Source organism: Streptomyces sp. GESEQ-4 (assembly GCF_017948455.1).
Classification (GTDB): Bacteria; Actinomycetota; Actinomycetes; order Streptomycetales; family Streptomycetaceae; genus Streptomyces.
Window position 1 is genome coordinate 43,244 of the sequence record NZ_JAFFSU010000025.1, and the last position, 18,754, is coordinate 61,997.

Sequence of the window (18,754 nt, forward strand, 5' to 3'; positions counted from 1 at the left end):
GTCCCCCTCAGGGCTGCTAGTCGCGGGCCGCGGTCATGAACCGCGCATGTTCCTGGAGCGAACGCACGCCCACATCACCGTGGTTGAGGGCGTCGATGCCCTGGACGGCGGCGGCGAGCGCCTGAACCGTCGTCAGGCACGGCACGGACCGCGCCACGGCCGCCGTGCGGATGTCGTAGCCGTCGAGGCGGCCGCCGGTGCCGTACGGGGTGTTGACGATGAGGTCGACCTCGCCGTCGTGGATGAGCTGGACGATGGTCCGCTCGCCGTTCGGCCCGGTGCCCTCGGACTGCTTGCGGACGACGGTGGCGTGGATGCCGTTGCGCTTGAGGACCTCGGCCGTGCCGGACGTGGCGAGCAACTCGAAGCCGTGGGCGACGAGTTCCCGCGCCGGGAAGATCATCGAGCGCTTGTCGCGGTTGGCGACGGAGATGAAGGCGCGGCCCTTCGTCGGCAGCGGACCGTAGGCGCCCGCCTGCGACTTGGCGTACGCCGTGCCGAAGACGGAGTCGATGCCCATGACCTCGCCGGTGGAGCGCATCTCCGGGCCGAGGACCGTGTCGACGCCCCGTCCGTGGATGTCACGGAAGCGCGACCACGGCATGACCGCTTCCTTGACGGAGATCGGCGCGTCGAGCGGGAGTTCACCGCCGTCGCCGGTCGCCGGAAGCAGGCCCTCCGCGCGGAGTTCGGCGATGGTCGCGCCCAGCGAGATCCGGGCCGCGGCCTTCGCCAGCGGCACCGCGGTCGCCTTCGAGGTGAAGGGCACGGTGCGCGAGGCACGCGGGTTGGCTTCGAGGACGTACAGGATGTCGCCCGCCATCGCGAACTGGATGTTGATCAGGCCGCGGACGCCGACGCCCTTCGCGATGGCCTCCGTCGACGCGCGCAGCCGCTTGATGTCGAAGCCGCCGAGCGTGATCGGGGGCAGCGCGCACGCCGAGTCGCCGGAGTGGATGCCGGCTTCCTCGATGTGTTCCATCACGCCGCCGAGGTAGAGCTCCTGGCCGTCGTAGAGCGCGTCGACGTCGATCTCGATGGCGTCGTCGAGGAAGCGGTCGACCAGCACCGGCCGGGTGGGGCTGATCTCGGTCGACTCGGCGATGTAAGCGGACAGCCGGGTCTCGTCGTACACGATCTCCATGCCGCGCCCGCCGAGCACATACGACGGCCTGACCAGGACCGGGTAGCCGATCTCGTCGGCGATGGCCTTGGCCTCGGCGAAGGTGGTGGCGGTGCCGTGCTTGGGCGCCGGGAGACCGGCCTCCTTGAGGACACGGCCGAAGGCGCCGCGGTCCTCGGCGGCGTGGATGGCCTCCGGCGGCGTGCCGACGACCGGTACGCCGTTGTCCTTGAGCGCCTGCGCCAGGCCCAGCGGCGTCTGGCCGCCCAGTTGGACGACGACACCGGCGATCGGCCCGGCGAGGGACTCCGCGTGGACGATCTCCAGCACGTCTTCCAGCGTCAGCGGCTCGAAGTACAGGCGGTCGGAGGTGTCGTAGTCCGTGGAGACCGTCTCAGGGTTGCAGTTGACCATCACGGTCTCGTACCCGGCGTCGCTCAGCGCGAAGGAGGCGTGGACGCAGGAGTAGTCGAACTCGATGCCCTGGCCGATGCGGTTGGGACCGGAGCCCAGGATGATGACGGCCGGCTTCTCGCGCGAAGCGACCTCCGTCTCCTCGTCGTAGCAGGAATAGAAGTACGGCGTCTTCGCGGCGAACTCGGCGGCGCAGGTGTCGACCGTCTTGTAGACGGGGCGGATGCCGAGGGCGTGCCTCACCTCGCGGACGACGTCCTCGCGCAGGCCGCGGATCTCGCCGATCTGCTGGTCGGAGAAGCCGTGCCGCTTGGCCTCGGCGAGCAGGTCCGGGGTCAGCTCCGGCGCCGCGGCGAGTTCGTCGGCGATCTCCTTGATGAGGAAGAGCTGGTCGACGAACCACGGGTCGATCTTCGTGTACTCGAAGACCTCCTCGGGCGTGGCGCCCGCGCGGATGGCCTGCATGACGGCGTTGATACGGCCGTCCGTGGGCCGTACGGCCTCGCGCAGCAGCTCGCCCTTGGCGCCGGGCTCACCGACGAACGTAAACTGGCTGCCCTTCTTCTCCAGCGAGCGCAGCGCCTTCTGGAAGGCCTCGGTGAAGTTGCGGCCGATGGCCATGGCCTCGCCGACCGACTTCATGGTGGTGGTCAGCGTGGAGTCGGCCTGCGGGAACTTCTCGAAGGCGAACCGCGGGGCCTTGACGACCACGTAGTCGAGGGTCGGCTCGAAGGAGGCCGGGGTCTCCTGCGTGATGTCGTTCGGGATCTCGTCGAGCGTGTAGCCGACGGCGAGCTTCGCGGCGATCTTGGCGATCGGGAAGCCGGTCGCCTTGGAGGCGAGGGCCGAGGAACGCGACACGCGCGGGTTCATCTCGATGACGATGACCCGGCCGTCCTCGGGGTTCACCGCGAACTGGATGTTGCAGCCGCCGGTGTCCACGCCGACCTCGCGGATGACGGCGATGCCGATGTCCCGGAGGGTCTGGTACTCGCGGTCGGTCAGCGTCATCGCGGGCGCGACGGTGATCGAGTCTCCGGTGTGCACACCCATGGGGTCGAAGTTCTCGATGGAGCACACGACCACGACGTTGTCGTGCTTGTCCCGCATCAGCTCCAGCTCGTACTCCTTCCAGCCCAGGATGGACTCCTCCAGGAGCACCTCGGTGGTGGGAGACAGGGTGAGGCCCTGGCCGGCGATGCGGCGCAGTTCCTCCTCGTCGTGCGCGAAGCCGGAGCCGGCGCCGCCCATGGTGAAGGACGGGCGCACGACGACCGGGTAGCCGCCGAGGGTCTCGACGCCCCCCAGGACGTCGTCCATGGAGTGGCAGATGACCGAGCGGGCGGACTCGCCGTGGCCGATCTTGGCGCGGACGGCTTCGACGACCACCTTGAACTGGTCGCGGTCCTCGCCCTTGTGGATCGCTTCGACGTTGGCGCCGATCAGCTCGACGCCGTACTTCGCCAGTACGCCGTTCTCGTGCAGCGAGATCGCCGTGTTGAGCGCCGTCTGGCCGCCCAGGGTGGGCAGCAGGGCGTCCGGCTGCTCCTTGGCGATGATCTTCTCGACGAACTCCGGGGTGATCGGCTCGACGTAGGTAGCGTCGGCGATCTCCGGGTCGGTCATGATCGTCGCGGGGTTGGAGTTGACGAGGATGACACGCAGGCCTTCGGCCTTGAGCACCCGGCACGCCTGCGTGCCGGAGTAGTCGAACTCGGCGGCCTGGCCGATGACGATCGGGCCGGAGCCGATGACCAGGACGGACTGGATATCGGTGCGCTTAGGCACGCTGGCCCTCCATCAGGACTGTGTCCATCAAAGACGTGAAGCGGTCGAACAGGTAGGCGGCGTCATGCGGGCCCGCTGCCGCTTCGGGGTGGTACTGGACGCTGAAGGCCGGCCGGTCGAGGAGCTGCAGCCCCTCCACCACGTTGTCGTTGAGGCACACGTGGGAGACCTCGGCGCGGCCGTAGGGGGTGTCGGACACCTTGTCGAGCGGCGCGTCGACGGCGAAGCCGTGGTTGTGCGCGGTGACCTCGACCTTGCCGGTCGTACGGTCCTGCACCGGCTGGTTGATGCCACGGTGGCCGTACTTCAGCTTGTACGTGCCGAAGCCGAGCGCGCGCCCCAGGATCTGGTTGCCGAAGCAGATGCCGAACAGCGGGATGCCGCGCTCGAGCACGGCCTGCATGACGGAGACCGGGTGGTCAGCCGTGGCCGGGTCACCGGGGCCGTTGGAGAAGAACACGCCGTCCGGCTCGACGGCGAACACGTCCTCGGCCGTCGCCGTCGCGGGCAGCACATGCACCTCGATGCCGCGCTCGGCCATCCGGTGCGGGGTCATGCCCTTGATGCCGAGGTCCACGGCGGCGACGGTGAACTTCTTCTCACCGATCGCGGGGACGACGTACGCCTCCTTGGTGGCGACCTCGGCCGAGAGGTTCGCCCCCTTCATCTCGGGGGCCTGGCGCACCTCGGCGAGCATGGTGCCCTCGTCGGGCAGCGCGTTGCCGGAGAAGATGCCGACGCGCATGGCGCCGCGCTCACGCAGATGACGCGTCAACGCGCGCGTGTCGATGCCGGAGATGCCGACGACGCCCTGATCGCGCAGCTCGTCGTCCAGCGAGCGCCGGGAGCGCCAGTTGGAGGGCACGCGCGCGGGGTCGCGTACGACATAGCCCGCGACCCAGATCTGCTTGCTCTCGGGGTCCTCGTCGTTGACGCCGGTGTTGCCGACGTGCGGGGCGGTCATCACCACGACCTGGCGGTGGTACGACGGGTCGGTGAGGGTCTCCTGGTAGCCGGTCATGCCGGTGGAGAACACGGCCTCGCCGAAGGTGACCCCCACGGCCCCGTAGGCACGGCCTCGGAACGTCCGGCCGTCCTCCAGGACGAGGACGGCGGGAACCGCCTTGTGCCTCTTCGAGGCGGTTCCCTGGATGGAGGTCGTCATCGTTCGGCGCCTTCCGTGCTGTTGGTGTTGATCATGGAGTTAATGACGTCGACCCACTCGTTGTGCTCGGCGGCCGTGTCGGAGCGGATCCCGGAGTCGATCAGCCGCTCTCCGTGCGCCCAGGTCACCACGAGCAGTCCGCCCTCGGTGAGCACCTTGCCGGCGATGCCCTTGTCGAGCCGCGCCTCACGCAGGGACGCCCGGGGGACGAAGAAGTCGGTCGCGCCGGGGCGTACGACGTCCAGTCCTTCGTCCGTCAGCGTGAGCTCGACCCGACTGCGGGTGCCCAGGCCGTGCGCCACGATGCGGTCGAGCCACTGCCCGGCGGTGGTGGAGCCGTGGTAGCGGCCGCTCATCGTCAGTCTCGCCGCACCGGGCTCGTCCGGCGCGCTGGGCAGCTCGGGCAGGTCGCCCTGGAGCGTGCCGCGCCACTTCCAGCCCTCGCGCATCAGCCAGTAGATGAGCGCGACGAAGAGAGCGAGGCCGACGAGCCAGCCGATGCGGGCCGCCCAGTCGGTCACCTCCGCCGACTTCTGATCGGCGGCCAGGTGCGTCAGATGCAGAGGTGTCACGTGAGCTTCCCGTCGACGAGCGTGGCCTTGCCCCGGAGCCACGTGTGCGTCACACGGCCCGGCAGCTCACGCCCCTGGTACGGAGTGTTGCGGCTGCGCGAGGCGAAGCCCTTGGGGTCCACGGACCCACGGTATGCCGTGTCGACGAGCGTGAGGTTGGCGGGCTCACCAGCCGAGACGGGGCGGCCGTGCCCGCCCGCCTGCCCGATCCGGGCGGGCTTGAAGGACATGCGGTCGGCTACCCCGGCCCAGGTGAGGAGCCCGGTGTCCACCATCGTCTCCTGGACCACTGACAACGCGGTCTCCAGGCCGACCATGCCCATGGCGGCCGCGGCCCACTCGCAGTCCTTGTCCTCGTGCGGGTGCGGGGCGTGGTCGGTGGCGACGATGTCGATCGTGCCGTCGGCGAGCGCCTCGCGCAGGGCGAGCACATCGCGCTCGGTGCGCAGCGGCGGGTTGACCTTGTAGACCGGGTTGTACGTCCGGACCAGCTCGTCGGTGAGGAGGAGGTGGTGCGGGGTGACCTCGGCGGTGACGTCGATGCCGCGGGACTTGGCCCAGCGGATGATCTCGACGGACCCGGCGGTCGACAGATGGCAGATGTGGACGCGGGAGCCGACGTGCTCGGCGAGCAGGACATCCCGGGCGATGATCGATTCTTCGGCCACCGCCGGCCAGCCGCCCAGACCCAGCTCGGCGGAGACGACGCCCTCGTTCATCTGGGCGCCCTCGGTCAGCCGCGGCTCCTGCGCGTGCTGGGCGACGACGCCGCCGAAGGCCTTCACGTACTCCAGCGCACGGCGCATGATCACGGCGTCGTCGACGCACTTGCCGTCGTCGGAGAAGACGGTGACCCCGGCCGCCGACTCGTGCATGGCGCCCAGCTCGGCCAGTTTCTTGCCGTCCAGGCCGACGGTGACGGCGCCGATGGGCTGCACATCGCAGTAGCCGTGCTCCTGGCCGAGCCGGTACACCTGCTCGACGACACCGGCGGTGTCGGCGACCGGGAAGGTGTTGGCCATGGCGAACACGGCCGTGTAGCCACCGCTCGCCGCCGCGCGGGTACCGGTCAGCACGGTCTCGGAGTCCTCGCGCCCCGGCTCGCGCAGATGGGTGTGCAGATCGACGAGGCCCGGCAGCAGCACCTTGCCGCCCGCCTCGACGACCTGGGCGCCCTCGTCCGGCAGACCGGTGCCCACGGCCGCGATCTGCGCGCCCTCGATCAGGACGTCCTGCGGCTCCCCGCCGAGCACCTTCGCACCACGGATCAGGATCTTGCTCATCTGTCTTACTTCTCCTCGGTACGGGGGTGGCTGACGGCCGGCTCGCTGCCGCCCAGCAGCAGGTACAGGACGGCCATCCGGATGGAGACTCCGTTTGCGACCTGCTCGATGGCGGTGCAGCGCTCGGAGTCGGCGACCTCGGCGGTGATCTCCATGCCGCGGACCATCGGCCCGGGGTGCATCACGATGGAGTGCTCGGGCATCTTCGCCATCCGGTCGCCGTCGAGGCCGTAGCGCCGCGAGTACTCGCGCTCGGTCGGGAAGAAGGCGGCGTTCATCCGCTCGCGCTGGACGCGCAGCATCATCACCGCGTCGGACTTGGGCAACGTGCTGTCCAGGTCGTACGCCACCTCGCACGGCCAGGTCTCGATGCCGACCGGCACCAGGGTGGGCGGGGCGACGAGCGTGACGTCCGCGCCGAGGGTGTGCAGCAGATCGACGTTGGAGCGGGCGACGCGGCTGTGCAGGATGTCGCCGACGATCGTGATGCGCTTGCCCTCGAGGTCCTGCCCTATCCCGGCGTCCCGCCCGACCAGGCGCCGCCGCATGGTGAAGGCGTCCAACAGGGCCTGCGTGGGGTGCTGGTGGGTGCCGTCGCCGGCATTGATGACGGCGGCGTCGATCCAGCCGGAGTTGGCCAGGGTGTACGGCGCTCCGGAGGCGCCGTGCCGGATGACGACGGCGTCGACCCCCATGGCCTCGAGGGTCTGGGCGGTGTCCTTCAGGGACTCGCCCTTCGACACCGAGGACCCCTTGGCCGAGAAGTTGATGACATCGGCGGACAGGCGCTTCTCCGCCGCTTCGAAGGAGATCCGGGTCCGCGTCGAGTCCTCGAAGAAGAGGTTGACGACGGTACGGCCGCGCAAGGTCGGCAGTTTCTTGATCGGCCGGTCGGCGACCCGGGCCATCTCCTCGGCGGTGTCGAGGATCTGGACGGCGTCGTCGCGGGTGAGGTCGGCGGCCGAGATGAGATGACGCTGCATCTTTCAGGCTCCGTAAGGCAGTTCAGTTTTGGGAGATTCTGGGCAAGCAGGCTTGCGCCGGGGCATACCGGGGCGCACGCCGGGTGCTTGCTACTGGGTCGGCTTCACACCGAGCAGCACGGTGTCGCGACCGTCCTCCTCGGCGAGCTGGACCTTGACCGTCTCCCGCAACGACGTGGGGAGGTTCTTGCCGACATAGTCGGCGCGGATGGGCAGTTCACGGTGGCCGCGGTCGACGAGGACCGCGAGCTGCACGGCGCGCGGACGGCCGATGTCGTTCAGCGCGTCGAGCGCGGCGCGGATGGTGCGGCCGGAGAAGAGCACGTCGTCGACGAGGACGACGAGGCGGCCGTCGACGCCGTCACCGGGGATGTCCGTACGGGCCAGCGCACGCGGCGGATGCATGCGCAGGTCGTCGCGGTACATGGTGATGTCGAGCGAACCGACCGGGATCTTGCGATCGGTGATCTCCTCGAGCTTGCGGCCGAGCCGCTGGGCGAGGAAGACGCCTCGGGTGGGGATACCGAGGAGCACCACGTCGTCGGCACCCTTGGCGCGCTCGACGATCTCGTGGGCGATGCGGGTCAACACCCGCGCGATGTCAGGGCCTTCGAGAACGGGCCGGGCCTCGGACCGCTCTGGGTCCTGCTGGATGTTCTGCTGCTTGTCCATATGAAACGGAGCTCCTTCTCCGCCTCACGGGACGGACCTTAAAGGACGCCGGAATTGCGCCATCCACGGTAGCAGGCCGGGACGACTGCCCTGATCACCCCCTTGGCGTAATCGGATGCTGATACCACGGAAGAGTCGGTGTGGACCATTCGGCTTGACGCAGAAGAGTCACGCTGCGTAACCTCACAGTGAGTTACCAGCCGCGCGGCCTGGAACCACACCAGCTGCGTCGACACAGTGCCGGGGAGCTATATGTCCAGCGAATACGCCAAACAGCTCGGGGCCAAGCTCCGGGCCATCCGCACCCAGCAGGGCCTTTCCCTCCACGGTGTCGAGGAGAAGTCCCAGGGACGCTGGAAGGCGGTGGTGGTCGGATCGTACGAGCGCGGCGACCGTGCCGTGACCGTACAGCGCCTTGCCGAGCTGGCGGATTTCTACGGCGTTCCGGTGCAGGAGCTGCTGCCGGGCACCACGCCGGGCGGTGCCGCCGAGCCGCCGCCGAAGCTGGTCCTGGACCTGGAGCGGCTGGCCCATGTGCCGGCCGAGAAGGCGGGTCCCCTGCAGCGGTATGCGGCCACGATCCAGTCGCAGCGCGGTGATTACAACGGCAAGGTGCTCTCGATCCGCCAGGACGACCTGCGCACACTCGCCGTCATCTACGACCAGTCGCCCTCGGTCCTGACCGAGCAGCTGATCAGCTGGGGCGTCCTGGACGCGGACGCGCGCCGCGCGGTCTCCCACGCCGAGGAGAGCTGAGCGCGGGGCCGCTTCAGCAGAAACGTGCCGCCGGGGTGGCCGGAACTCCATGGTTCCGGCCACCCCGGCGGCTTTCTGCGCCCCTGCCGACGCTCCCGTGGGCCCGGATGCCGGAGGGCCCGCAGCGGTCTCGCTGCGGGCCCTCCGGCACATCCGTACCTCTTGTCGCCTTGTCGCTTTATGCCTTGTCGTCCCGGCGCAGCGACGGCTTGAGGTCCTTCAGACGGCCGAGCAGGCCGTTGACGAACGAGGGCGACTCGTCCGTGGAGAACTCCTTCGCCAGCTGCACCATCTCGTCGAGCACGACGGCGTCCGGGGTCTCGTCGACCCAGATCAGCTCGTACGCACCGAGGCGCAGGATGTTGCGGTCCACGACCGGCATCCGGTCGAGGGTCCAGCCGACCGAGTACTGCGCGATCAGCTCGTCGATCCGCTTCGCGCGCTGCGCATAGCCCTCGACCAGCTGCATCGTGTACTCGCTCACCGGCGGCTGCCGGGTGTCGTCCCGGGAGAGCCGGATCCAGTCGGCGAGGACCGTGAGGACGTCGGCGCCGCGCTGGTCGCCCTCGAAGAGGATCTGGAAGGCGCGCTTGCGGGCCGTGTTGCGGGCAGCCAATTTAGCTGTTCACCCGGCCGAGGTAGTCGCTCGTGCGGGTGTCGACCTTGATCTTCTCACCGGTGGTGATGAAGAGCGGGACCTGGATCTGGTGACCGGTCTCCAGGGTGGCGGGCTTGGTGCCGCCGGTGGAGCGGTCGCCCTGGACGCCCGGCTCGGTCTCCTGGATGGTCAGCTCGACGGCGGCCGGCAGCTCGACGAAGAGCACCTCGCCCTCGTGCTGGGCGACGGTGGCCATGAAGCCCTCGACCAGGAAGTTGGCGGCGTCGCCGACGGCCTTGCGGTCGACCATCAGCTGGTCGTAGGTCTCCATGTCCATGAAGACGAAGTAGTCGCCGTCCATGTAGGAGAACTGCATGTCCCGCTTGTCGACGGTGGCCGTCTCGACCTTCACGCCGGCGTTGAAGGTCTTGTCGACGACCTTCCCGGAGAGCACGTTCTTGAGCTTGGTGCGCACGAAGGCCGGGCCCTTGCCGGGCTTGACGTGCTGGAACTCGACGACGGACCAGAGCTGGCCGCCATCGAGCTTGAGCACCATGCCGTTCTTGAGGTCGTTCGTGGAAGCCACGGTTGCGGAATCTCCTGGACTGACGTGGACGACCCCGGCGCAGGCGCACAGCTCAATCGCTAGAGCGCGAGCAGCTCCTTGGTCGTGATGGTGAGTAGCTCGGGTCCGCCGTCCGCCTCGGGGCGTACGACGAGCGTGTCATTGATCCGGACACCGCCCCGGCCCGGGAAGTGGACCCCCGGTTCGACGGTGACCGGCACGCAAGCGTCCAGTTTACCCATGGCCGCGGGGGCAAGCTGCGGGTCCTCGTCGATTTCGAGCCCGACGCCGTGACCGGTGAGCGGGGCGAGCCCCTCCGTACAGCCCGCGGAGTCCAGCACCTGGCGTGCGGCGCGGTCCACGTCACGGTAGGCGGCGCCGGGTACGAGGCTCTCCCTTCCGGCGCGCTGAGCGGCGAAGACGAGGTCGTAGAGCTCGATCTGCCAGTCCGCGGGAGATGTGCCGATCACGAAGGTGCGGCCGATCTCGCAGCGATATCCGCGGTACGTCGCTCCCAGGCAGACGGAGAGGAAATCGCCCTCTTCCACCCGCCGGTCCGTCGGCCGGTGGGCCCGGCGGCCGGAGTTGGGGCCGGTGGCGACGGAGGTGGGGAAGGCGGGGCCGTCGGCGCCGTGGTCGATGAGCCGTCGCTCCAGTTCGAGGGCGAGGTGCCGTTCGGTGCGGCCGACGAGGATGGATTCCAGGAGTTCACCGAGGGCCTGGTCGGCGATCTCGGCGCCGATGCGGAGGCAGGAGATCTCCTCCTCGTCCTTCACGATCCTGAGCTGCTCCACGGCTCCGCCGAGGTCGGTGAGACGGAGGCGCGGGGCGACCGAGCGGATGGCTCGGTGACGGGCCACGGTGAGGTGATGTTCCTCCACGGCGAGGGAGTCGCCGCCTCCCTGGGCTGCCGCGAGGCCGGCCGCGGCGACCGCGGCGTCGCCTCCGGCGCCGGGGAGGGGGTGGATCCGCAGCGCCTCGTCGAGGCGGCCCTCGGTGGGGCGGCGGTCGGGCGGGTCGGCGCACACGAGCACGTCTTCGGTCTTGCCGAGGAGCAGCACGGCGCCGTGGGGGTCGGTGCCCGCTAGGTAGCGGACGTTGGCGGGGCGCGAGATCAGCGCGGATTGGCTGCCGCCGGCTTGGCAGTGGTCCCTGAGCCGGGTTCGGCGGGCTGCGTACACCTCTGACATGACACGAGCGTAGGAGGGTCGTCTGGTTTGTGCCGGTTGGGAGGGAGCCGTTCGGAGGAGGGGGTGCCGCTGGAGGTTGTGTGCCGGGTGCGGGTGGGTGGGGGTTGCTCGCGCAGTTCCCCGCGCCCCTTCGGGGCGGCTACCACTGGGGTGGGCTGGCAATGGAACGTGCCAGTACGTCGTCCAGTACCCGGGCTGTCTGGGGGACGTCCATCTGGGAGTTGTCGATGATGGGGAGGCCGGAGCCGTACCAGCCGGCCATGCGGCCGTGGATGCGGGCTACCTCTTCGTCGGTGAGGCGGCGGTTGCCTGTGCGGTGGGCGTTGCGTTCCAGGACGATGTCGAGGCCCGGGAGGAGGACGACGGGGAGGAGGCCGGGGCCGACGTGGCGCTTCCAGCCGCCTAGGCCCACGACGGGGCGGTCGGGGAAGACGGCGTCGTCGAGGATGCAGGAGATGCCGTTGGCGAGGAAGTTGCGGGCGGCGAAGCCGCAGGTGCGGCGGGCCAGGCGGTACTGGGCCTCCGAGTGGTCGTTCCACCCGGACTGCGGGTCGGCGAAACCGGAGCGGACCCATTCGCGTACGTCGTCGAGGCTGATGTGGGCCGTGGGGACCCGGCGGTGGTCCGCCCAGTACTTGGCGACGCTGGTCTTGCCGGCGCCCGCCGGGCCGATGAGGAGCACCGCGAGGGTGGTGTTCGTGGGGTCGGGGGCCGCGGTGGCGGGCGGGGTGGTCGGCACGGCGACCGGGCCGCCGGGGGGCAGGGGCACATGGCCGGTGGTCTCCGGCGTGGGTGGAGCCGACGTGTGCTGCTGGACGGTGTGGTGCGGCGGGGGCGGGGCTGTGAAGCCCGGCGCCGGAGGCGGCGGGGACACGGGACCTGGAGCCGGTGGAGGCGGGGACACCGGGGCGGGCCCCTGGTGCGGGCCCGGCTGCTGCGCGGCCGGCGACCAGCCGTCGGCCGGTCCGTGCCCCGGCTGGTGGGGCGGCGGCAGCGGAGAACCCACTGCGTGCTGCATCCGGTGCCACTCCATCTCGTACAGGCAATGGGCGCTGGCAGCGGGGCCCGAACCCCACTCCCTACCGAACGGTACCGTCCCCGGCCGCCGTTTGGTGAACGGCCGGTGGCGGTCCGAAGTGCCCATGCCCACAGGCATATAGGGCGTACGACGCCCGGGAGGACTTACTCCCCCACTTCGCCGTACGCGGCGAGCAGGACGGCGGGGTCCGGTCCCTCCAGGACGGTCGGCTTGGCCAGTCCGTCGAGGACGATGAAACGGAGCACGTCGCCGCGGGACTTCTTGTCGACCTTCATCGTCTCCAGCAGCTTGGGCCACTGGTCGTGGCGGTAGTGCAGCGGAAGGCCGACGGATTCCAGGACGGTGCGGTGGCGGTCCGCCGTCGCGTCGTCCAAACGGCCCGCCAGACGGCCCAGTTCGGCGGCGAAGTGCATGCCCACGGCCACCGCGGCGCCGTGCCGCCACTTGTAGCGCTCGTTCTTCTCGATGGCGTGCGCGAGCGTATGGCCGTAATTGAGGATCTCCCGCAGGCCCGACTCCTTCAGGTCGGAGGAGACGACCTCGGCCTTGACCTTGATGGAGCGCTCGATGAGCTCGGCGGTGTGCGGGCCGGCCGGGGTGCGCGCGGCCTCGGGGTCGGACTCGATGAGTTCCAGGATCGTCGGGTCGGCGATGAAGCCGGCCTTGATGATCTCGGCGAGTCCGGAGACATAGTCGTTGACCGGGAGGGAGTCGAGTGCGGCCAGGTCGCACAGGACCCCGGCGGGCGGGTGGAAGGCGCCGACGAGGTTCTTGCCCTCAGCGGTGTTGATGCCCGTCTTGCCGCCGACGGCCGCGTCCACCATGGCCAGCACCGTGGTGGGGACCGCGATCCAGCGGACCCCGCGCAGCCAGGTCGCCGCGACGAAACCGGCCAGGTCGGTGGTCGCGCCGCCGCCGACGCCGACGATGACATCGGTGCGGGTGAACCCGGACTGGCCCAGCGCCTTCCAGCAGTACGCGGCGACCTCGGCGGTCTTGGCCTCCTCCGCGTTCGGCACCTGGATGGCGACGGCCTCGTAGCCCTGCTCGCCGAGGTCGGCGCAGAGTGCCTCGCCGGTCTCCGCGAGCGCCTCGGGGTGGATGACGCCGACCCGCTTGACCCGGTCGCCGATCAACCCGCCGAGTTCACCGAGGAGTTGACGGCCCACCAGGACCTCGTACGGATCGCTGCCCGCCGTGCCGCCGACCTGGATCCTGGTCACTGCCTCGCTCATGCTTCCTTCAACTCCAGTGCGTCCAGGACGGCTTGGGTGACTTCTTCGGGTGTACGGTCATCGGTCGCCACGACCGCCGCGGCGACCTCGGCGTACAGGTGCCGGCGTGCCTCCATCAACTCCCGCCACTGCTTGCGCGGGTTGATGGCGAGCAGGGGGCGGGCCGTGTTCAGGCCGGTGCGCTTGACCGCTTCCTCGACGTCCATCGAGAGGTAGACGACCCGATGCCCGGACAGCAGTTCACGGGTGTCCGGGTCCAGGATCGCGCCGCCGCCCAGGGCGAGGACGCCGTCGTGCTCGGCCAGCGCGCGCCGCACCGCCCGCTTCTCGATCCCCCGGAAGACCGGCTCGCCCTCGTCGACGAAGATCTCCGCGATGGTGCGGCCCTCGGCGGCCACGATGTCGTCGTCGGTGTCCCGGTAGCCGACGCCGAGCCGCTCGGCGAGCAGTTGCCCGACCGTCGACTTGCCGACACCCATCGGCCCGACCAGCACGATCGCAGGCACCGCAGTCACCGGATCGCCAGGTTGTCGAGGTAGGACCGCACGTTGCGACGGGTTTCGACCACGTTGTCGCCACCGAACTTCTCCGCCACCGCATCCGCCAGGACCAGGGCGACCATCGCCTCCGCGACGATGCCGGCCGCCGGGACCGCGGAGACGTCGGAGCGCTGGTGGTGCGCCTGGGTGGCCTCACCGGTGGTCACGTCCACCGTCTGCAGGGCGCGCGGCACGGTCGCGATCGGCTTCATCGCCGCCCGCACCCGCAGCAGCTCCCCCGTGGTCAGGCCGCCCTCGGTGCCGCCGGAGCGGCCGGAGACCCGCCGGATGCCCTCGGGGGTGTTCACGATCTCGTCGTGCGCCTTCGAGCCCGGCACCCGGGCCAGCTCGAAACCGTCACCGAGCTCCACACCCTTGATCGCCTGGATGCCCATCAGCGCACCCGCCAGGCGGGCGTCCAGCTTGCGGTCCCAGTGCACATGCGAGCCCAGGCCGACGGGCACCCCGTACGCCAGGATCTCCACCACGCCACCGAGGGTGTCGCCGTCCTTGTGGGCCTGGTCGACCTCGGCGACCATCGCCTTGGAGGTGTCCGCGTCCAGGCAGCGCAGCGGGTCGGCGTCCAGCTTCTCCACGTCGGCCGGCGTGGGGTACACACCCTGCGGCGCCTTCACCGAGCACAGCTCGACGACATGGCTGACGATCTCGATCCCGGCCGTCTCCTTCAGGTACGACCGGGCCACCGCGCCCAGCGCCACCCGGGCCGCGGTCTCCCGGGCGGAGGCGCGCTCCAGGATCGGACGGGCCTCGTCGAAGCCGTACTTCTGCATCCCCGCGAGGTCGGCGTGGCCGGGGCGCGGGCGGGTCAGCGGGGCGTTGCGCGCGAGCCCGGCCAGGATCTCGGGGTCGATGGGGTCGGCCGCCATGACCTGCTCCCACTTGGGCCACTCGGTGTTGCCCACCATGATCGCGACCGGGGAGCCGAGGGTCAGGCCGTGCCGGACGCCGCCGAGGAAGGTGACCTGGTCCTGCTCGAACTTCATCCGGGCACCGCGCCCATAGCCGAGCCGCCGCCTGGCCAGGTGGTCCGCCACCATCTCCGTGGTGATCGGCACGCCGGCGGGAAGGCCCTCCAGCGTCGCGACGAGTGCGGGGCCGTGCGACTCCCCCGCGGTCAGCCAGCGCAACCTGCTCAACGGTGCTCCTCGATGCTCGCGCCCTCGTACTGCCCTGCGTACGCGCGTCCTCGCATACGGCAACGGCGTGACCAAGTGCGCGGCCCTGGCCCGCCACCTCCGATCCTCCCACGTCCGGGGCGCTGATCAGGCCGCCGGTCCATCAGGCGGACGGGAAGTGGCCAGGAGCGGGTCACACGGAGCCGTTCCCCTGACGCTGCTGCGGGGCGTAGGCACCCAGGAAATCGGCACCGCTCTCCTGCTGACCAGAACCGCCGGCCGGCGTCTGCTGTGGCGCGTAGGCGCCCAGGTAGTCAGCCCCGCGCCCCTGTCCGTACTGCGCCGCCGCGTGCACGGCCACACCCTGCCGCACCGCACGCCGATGGGCGAGCTTGCGCTTCAGCTTGACGACCCAGGACCCGACGACGGCCAGCACGACGAGTGCGAGCACGGTGATCTGCACCCAGTCCGGCAAGAAGTGCAGCACGGCCTCGAAGATCTCGCCCTTCACGGACGCCAGCGGCATGCCTGTGGCCATGGATGTCTCTCCCCCTCCGGTGGTCCGCCCCCTGCGGAACCGGAAGGGATCCTAGCGGGCGTCGAGCATGTGTTCGCCCGCTTTTCGCATGGCGTCCAGCGGCGCCGGGGTCAGCCCTGTCATCTGCTCCACCTGGAGCACCGCCTGGTGCAGCAACAGGTCGAGTCCACTGACGACGGCCCCGCCGTACGCCGACCAGCGCGCCGCCAGCGCGGTCGGCCACGGGTCGTAGAGGACGTCGAACAGGGTGGCGGGCCGTTCGGGCACGGCGGAGGCGAGGGCGTCGGTCGTACCGGCCGGGGTGGTGGCGATGACCAGCGGGCGGCGCAGCGCCTCTGCGGCGTCCGCCCAGTCCGCCGTACGCACCTCGATGTCGAGCCGCGCACCCCACTGCCGCATCTCGGCGGCACGTTCCTTGCTGCGGACGTAGGCGACGACCTCACCGGTGCAGATCCTGGCCAGCGCCGCCAGCGCGGAGGAGGCGGTCGCGCCGGCGCCGAGGATCGCGGCGGAGTCGACCTGCTCGATCCCGCGCTCGCGCAGGGCGCCGATCATGCCCGGGATGTCGGTGTTGTCGCCGACACGGCGGCCGTCCTCGGTGAACACGACCGTGTTGACCGCCTCGACCGAGGCAGCCGTCTCGCTGATCTCGTCGAGCAGCGGGATGACGGCCCTCTTCAGCGGCATGGTCAGCGACAGCCCCGCCCACTCCGGCCCGAGCCCCTTGACGAATCCGGGCAGCGTCGACTCGTCGACCTCGAACCGGTCGTACGACCAGCCGGTCAGCCCCAGTGCCTCATAGGCGGCGCGGTGCAGCACCGGGGACAGGGAGTGGGCGATGGGCGAACCGAGCACGGCGGCCCGGCGGGCGTCAGTTGCCCGAGCTGTCATTGAGTTCAGTCTCCGCTCCTCGACGCGTTGAACTGGTCGACCAGCTTCTCGTGCTCCGCGAGCGTCTTGGTGAACTTGCTGGTCTTGCCGTCCAGCGAGATGAAGTAGTACCAGCCCTCGTCCGTCGGATTGAGCGCACCCTTGAGCGCTTCAGCGCCGGGGTTGTCGATGGGGCCGGGGGGCAGCCCCTTGACGTAGTACGTGTTGTACGGGTTGTTGTACTGCCTCAGCTCGGCGATCGACAGGTCGATCTTGCTCTGGTTCTTGATGTAGTTGTACGAGGAGTCGAACTCCAGCGATCCGTAGGTCTCGGGGTTCCCGGGCTTGAGTCGGTTGTAGACGACCTCGGCCATCTTGCGGAAGTCGTCATGGCTCGTGCCCTCGGCCTGCGCGAGGCTCGCCACGGTGAGCAGCTGCCAGGGGCCGTCGAGCCCAAGGCTCTCGGCCTTCTTCTCCAGGCCGAGCTCTTCGTACGTGTCGCTGGCCCGGGTGACCATCTCCTTAAGGATGGTCTCCGGCTTCTGCCCCTTGCTGACCCCGTAGCTGGAGGGGTAGAGGAATCCTTCCAGCGGGTCCTTCACGTTCGGGTTGTTCAACGCCCAGTCGGGCAGCCCGAGGTCCTTGTACTTCGCCTTCGCGGCCTTCGCCGTGGTGCCCGCCGACAGTTCGAGGCGCTCGTCGATCGCCTTGTAGACCGACGTGTTCCGCTCGCCCTCGCGGACGATCAGATTGTTCTGGCTCTTGGGGTCGAGCATCAGCTCGACGGCGCTGGCGGCGGACATCTCCTTCTTCATGAGATAGACGCCGGCCTGGATCTTGTTGCCGTCGGGATTCTGCGACTGGGCGGACACGAACGCGTCGACGCTCTTGACGACGCCAAGCTTCTTCAGCTCCTGACCGATGGCGTATCCGCCGGCGCCCTTGGGGATGGTGACGCTCACCGACTCGCTCGTACCGTCACCCGCGAAGTCGGGCGCCGCGCCGAAACGATCCTGATAGAACTGGTAGCCGAAGTACCCGACACCGGCCAGGCCGCCGCCGAAGACCAGGACGACCACCAGGCAGGCGCACCCACTGCGGCGCTTCTTGGGCTTGCCGCCCTTGCTGCGCCGGTCGCTACGCCCGCCGCCGTCCCCGGGCTCGTCGGAGTCGTCGTCATCGTCCCCGCCCGCGAAGAAGGCGTGCTCGCCCTGGTCGGGGCCGGGGTCCCAGTCGGGCCGCTGTTCCGGCTCCTCCCGCCGTCGGCTCGGTGGCTCCGGCGGCGGGTAGGCATCGGGTGTGCCGTAGTAGTCGGGCTGCTGCCCGTCGTAGCCCACGGCCTGCTGGCCGTACGGGTCCGTCGGGTCGGGGTACGGGGTCTGCGCGTGCGTGCCGGTGGGCCAGCCGTTCTCGTCGTACTGCTGGTGTCCCTGGCCGCCGTACTGCTGCGGGTCGTACTGCTGCTGGTACTGCTGCTGCGACTGGTCGTATCCGGACTGCTCGCCGGTGCCCCAGTCGCCGTACTGAGGCTGCTGCGGCTGCTGCGGATAGTGCTGCTGCTGGCCGCCGTAGGCAGGCTGCTGAGCCGCGTGGCCCTGCTGCTGCCCTTCCCATCCGCCGTCCCCGAACAACGGGTCCTCCGGATGCCACGGTTCGGAGCCTTGGCCCCGGCCATACTCAGTCATCGATCCCCTAGAGCCGCGAGGCGGCGGTCGCGCGGCTTTCGGCTCGGCTTCCGTCCCGCCTCTCTTTGTGCGGCAGCTGTTCGAACACCGCCGCATCGCGCGGAACGTTACCGTATCGCGATCAGATGACCACTTCGACGCCCTCGCCCGGGGCTTTACCTGACACCCGTTCGGATTCGAGCGCCTGCTGCAAGATGATCACAGCGGCTACCTGGTCGATGACGGACCGGCCCTTCTTCGACGACACGCCCGAGGCGCGCAGTCCCTGACTGGCCGTCACCGTGGTCATGCGTTCGTCCACGAGTCTGACAGACACCGGCGCGATGCCTTTGGCCAGCTCCTGGGCGAAGGCGCGAACCTTGACGGCAGCCGGGCCCTCGCCCCCCTTGAGGGAGCGAGGAAGGCCGACGACGACTTCGATCGGCTCGTACTCCTCGACGAGTTGCCTGAGCCGACGGTGGGCGGCCGGGATGTCACGTCCCGGGACCGTCTCCACCGGTGTGGCGAGGATCCCGTCGGGGTCGCACGAGGCGACCCCGATGCGGGCGTCCCCGACGTCGATCGCGAGGCGACGGCCGCGGCGCATCACGTGTTCGGCGCCGC

The 18,754-nt window shown here is 69.9% G+C and carries 18 protein-coding genes; 1 reads left to right on the forward strand and 17 read right to left on the reverse strand.

The features are described 5' to 3' along the window. Window positions 1-16 precede the first annotated feature (16 nt). From carB to pyrR, 6 genes are all read right to left on the reverse strand, one after another. A complete protein-coding gene (gene carB, locus KCH48_RS33745) occupies window positions 17-3,325 on the reverse strand; it encodes a carbamoyl-phosphate synthase large subunit (RefSeq protein WP_210580365.1) in 3,309 nt (1,102 codons plus the stop codon). After that, window positions 3,318-4,490 carry a glutamine-hydrolyzing carbamoyl-phosphate synthase small subunit gene (gene carA, locus KCH48_RS33750; RefSeq protein ID WP_210580367.1) on the reverse strand — a complete coding sequence of 391 codons (1,173 nt, stop codon included), beginning with the start codon at window positions 4,488-4,490 and terminating at the stop codon, window positions 3,318-3,320. The genes carB and carA overlap by 8 nt, the downstream gene beginning before the upstream one ends. After that, window positions 4,487-5,062: a hypothetical protein gene (locus KCH48_RS33755; RefSeq protein WP_210580369.1), complete on the reverse strand. Its 576-nt coding sequence runs from the start codon at window positions 5,060-5,062 to the stop codon at window positions 4,487-4,489. Before KCH48_RS33755 ends, carA begins: the two co-directional genes overlap by 4 nt. Next, complete coding sequence (locus tag KCH48_RS33760) at window positions 5,059-6,345, reverse strand: dihydroorotase (protein ID WP_210580371.1); 1,287 nt, start codon at window positions 6,343-6,345, stop codon at window positions 5,059-5,061. Before KCH48_RS33760 ends, KCH48_RS33755 begins: the two co-directional genes overlap by 4 nt. 5 nt (window positions 6,346-6,350) lie before the next feature. Then, window positions 6,351-7,328, reverse strand: coding sequence for an aspartate carbamoyltransferase catalytic subunit (locus KCH48_RS33765; RefSeq protein ID WP_210580373.1), 978 nt, complete (start codon window positions 7,326-7,328; stop codon window positions 6,351-6,353). Between the two features lie 90 nt (window positions 7,329-7,418). Continuing rightward, window positions 7,419-8,000 (reverse strand): bifunctional pyr operon transcriptional regulator/uracil phosphoribosyltransferase PyrR, encoded by a 582-nt coding sequence (pyrR, locus tag KCH48_RS33770; protein ID WP_210580374.1) that lies wholly within the window; start codon window positions 7,998-8,000, stop codon window positions 7,419-7,421. Window positions 8,001-8,252: 252 nt separating this feature from the next. Between pyrR and bldD the strand changes: the two genes are divergently transcribed. Then, window positions 8,253-8,756: a transcriptional regulator BldD gene (gene bldD / locus KCH48_RS33775; protein ID WP_004002691.1), complete on the forward strand. Its 504-nt coding sequence runs from the start codon at window positions 8,253-8,255 to the stop codon at window positions 8,754-8,756. Between the two features lie 178 nt (window positions 8,757-8,934). Here bldD and nusB read toward each other — a convergent pair whose 3' ends face one another. The 11 genes from nusB to ruvX all read right to left on the reverse strand — a co-directional run bounded on the left by nusB (window position 8,935) and on the right by ruvX (window position 18,737). Next, the gene (gene nusB, locus KCH48_RS33780) at window positions 8,935-9,372 is read right to left on the reverse strand and encodes a transcription antitermination factor NusB (protein ID WP_210580377.1); all 438 of its coding nucleotides are present in this window, start codon (window positions 9,370-9,372) and stop codon (window positions 8,935-8,937) included. A 1-nt stretch (window position 9,373) separates the two neighbouring features. Beyond that, window positions 9,374-9,940 (reverse strand): elongation factor P, encoded by a 567-nt coding sequence (efp, locus tag KCH48_RS33785; RefSeq protein WP_210580379.1) that lies wholly within the window; start codon window positions 9,938-9,940, stop codon window positions 9,374-9,376. A 59-nt stretch (window positions 9,941-9,999) separates the two neighbouring features. Beyond that, window positions 10,000-11,109 (reverse strand): aminopeptidase P family protein, encoded by a 1,110-nt coding sequence (locus KCH48_RS33790; protein ID WP_210580381.1) that lies wholly within the window; start codon window positions 11,107-11,109, stop codon window positions 10,000-10,002. A 139-nt stretch (window positions 11,110-11,248) separates the two neighbouring features. Continuing rightward, window positions 11,249-12,127 carry a Pro-rich N-terminal domain-containing protein gene (locus tag KCH48_RS33795; RefSeq protein WP_210580383.1) on the reverse strand — a complete coding sequence of 293 codons (879 nt, stop codon included), beginning with the start codon at window positions 12,125-12,127 and terminating at the stop codon, window positions 11,249-11,251. Between the two features lie 164 nt (window positions 12,128-12,291). Continuing rightward, window positions 12,292-13,383: a 3-dehydroquinate synthase gene (aroB, locus tag KCH48_RS33800; protein WP_210580385.1), complete on the reverse strand. Its 1,092-nt coding sequence runs from the start codon at window positions 13,381-13,383 to the stop codon at window positions 12,292-12,294. Continuing rightward, window positions 13,380-13,862 carry a shikimate kinase gene (locus tag KCH48_RS33805; RefSeq protein WP_210580547.1) on the reverse strand — a complete coding sequence of 161 codons (483 nt, stop codon included), beginning with the start codon at window positions 13,860-13,862 and terminating at the stop codon, window positions 13,380-13,382. Before KCH48_RS33805 ends, aroB begins: the two co-directional genes overlap by 4 nt. A gap of 32 nt (window positions 13,863-13,894) precedes the next feature. Continuing rightward, window positions 13,895-15,079, reverse strand: a complete 1,185-nt coding sequence (aroC, locus tag KCH48_RS33810; RefSeq protein ID WP_210580387.1) for a chorismate synthase — start codon at window positions 15,077-15,079, stop codon at window positions 13,895-13,897. A gap of 172 nt (window positions 15,080-15,251) precedes the next feature. Continuing rightward, window positions 15,252-15,596, reverse strand: a complete 345-nt coding sequence (locus tag KCH48_RS33815; protein ID WP_210580389.1) for a hypothetical protein — start codon at window positions 15,594-15,596, stop codon at window positions 15,252-15,254. Window positions 15,597-15,647: 51 nt separating this feature from the next. Further along, on the reverse strand, window positions 15,648-16,487 hold the full coding sequence (locus KCH48_RS33820; protein WP_210580391.1) for a shikimate dehydrogenase: 840 nt from the start codon (window positions 16,485-16,487) through the stop codon (window positions 15,648-15,650). A 5-nt stretch (window positions 16,488-16,492) separates the two neighbouring features. After that, a complete protein-coding gene (gene mltG / locus KCH48_RS33825) occupies window positions 16,493-18,151 on the reverse strand; it encodes an endolytic transglycosylase MltG (protein WP_210580393.1) in 1,659 nt (552 codons plus the stop codon). Between the two features lie 121 nt (window positions 18,152-18,272). After that, window positions 18,273-18,737, reverse strand: coding sequence for a Holliday junction resolvase RuvX (gene ruvX, locus KCH48_RS33830; RefSeq protein WP_210580549.1), 465 nt, complete (start codon window positions 18,735-18,737; stop codon window positions 18,273-18,275). Window positions 18,738-18,754 lie beyond the last annotated feature (17 nt).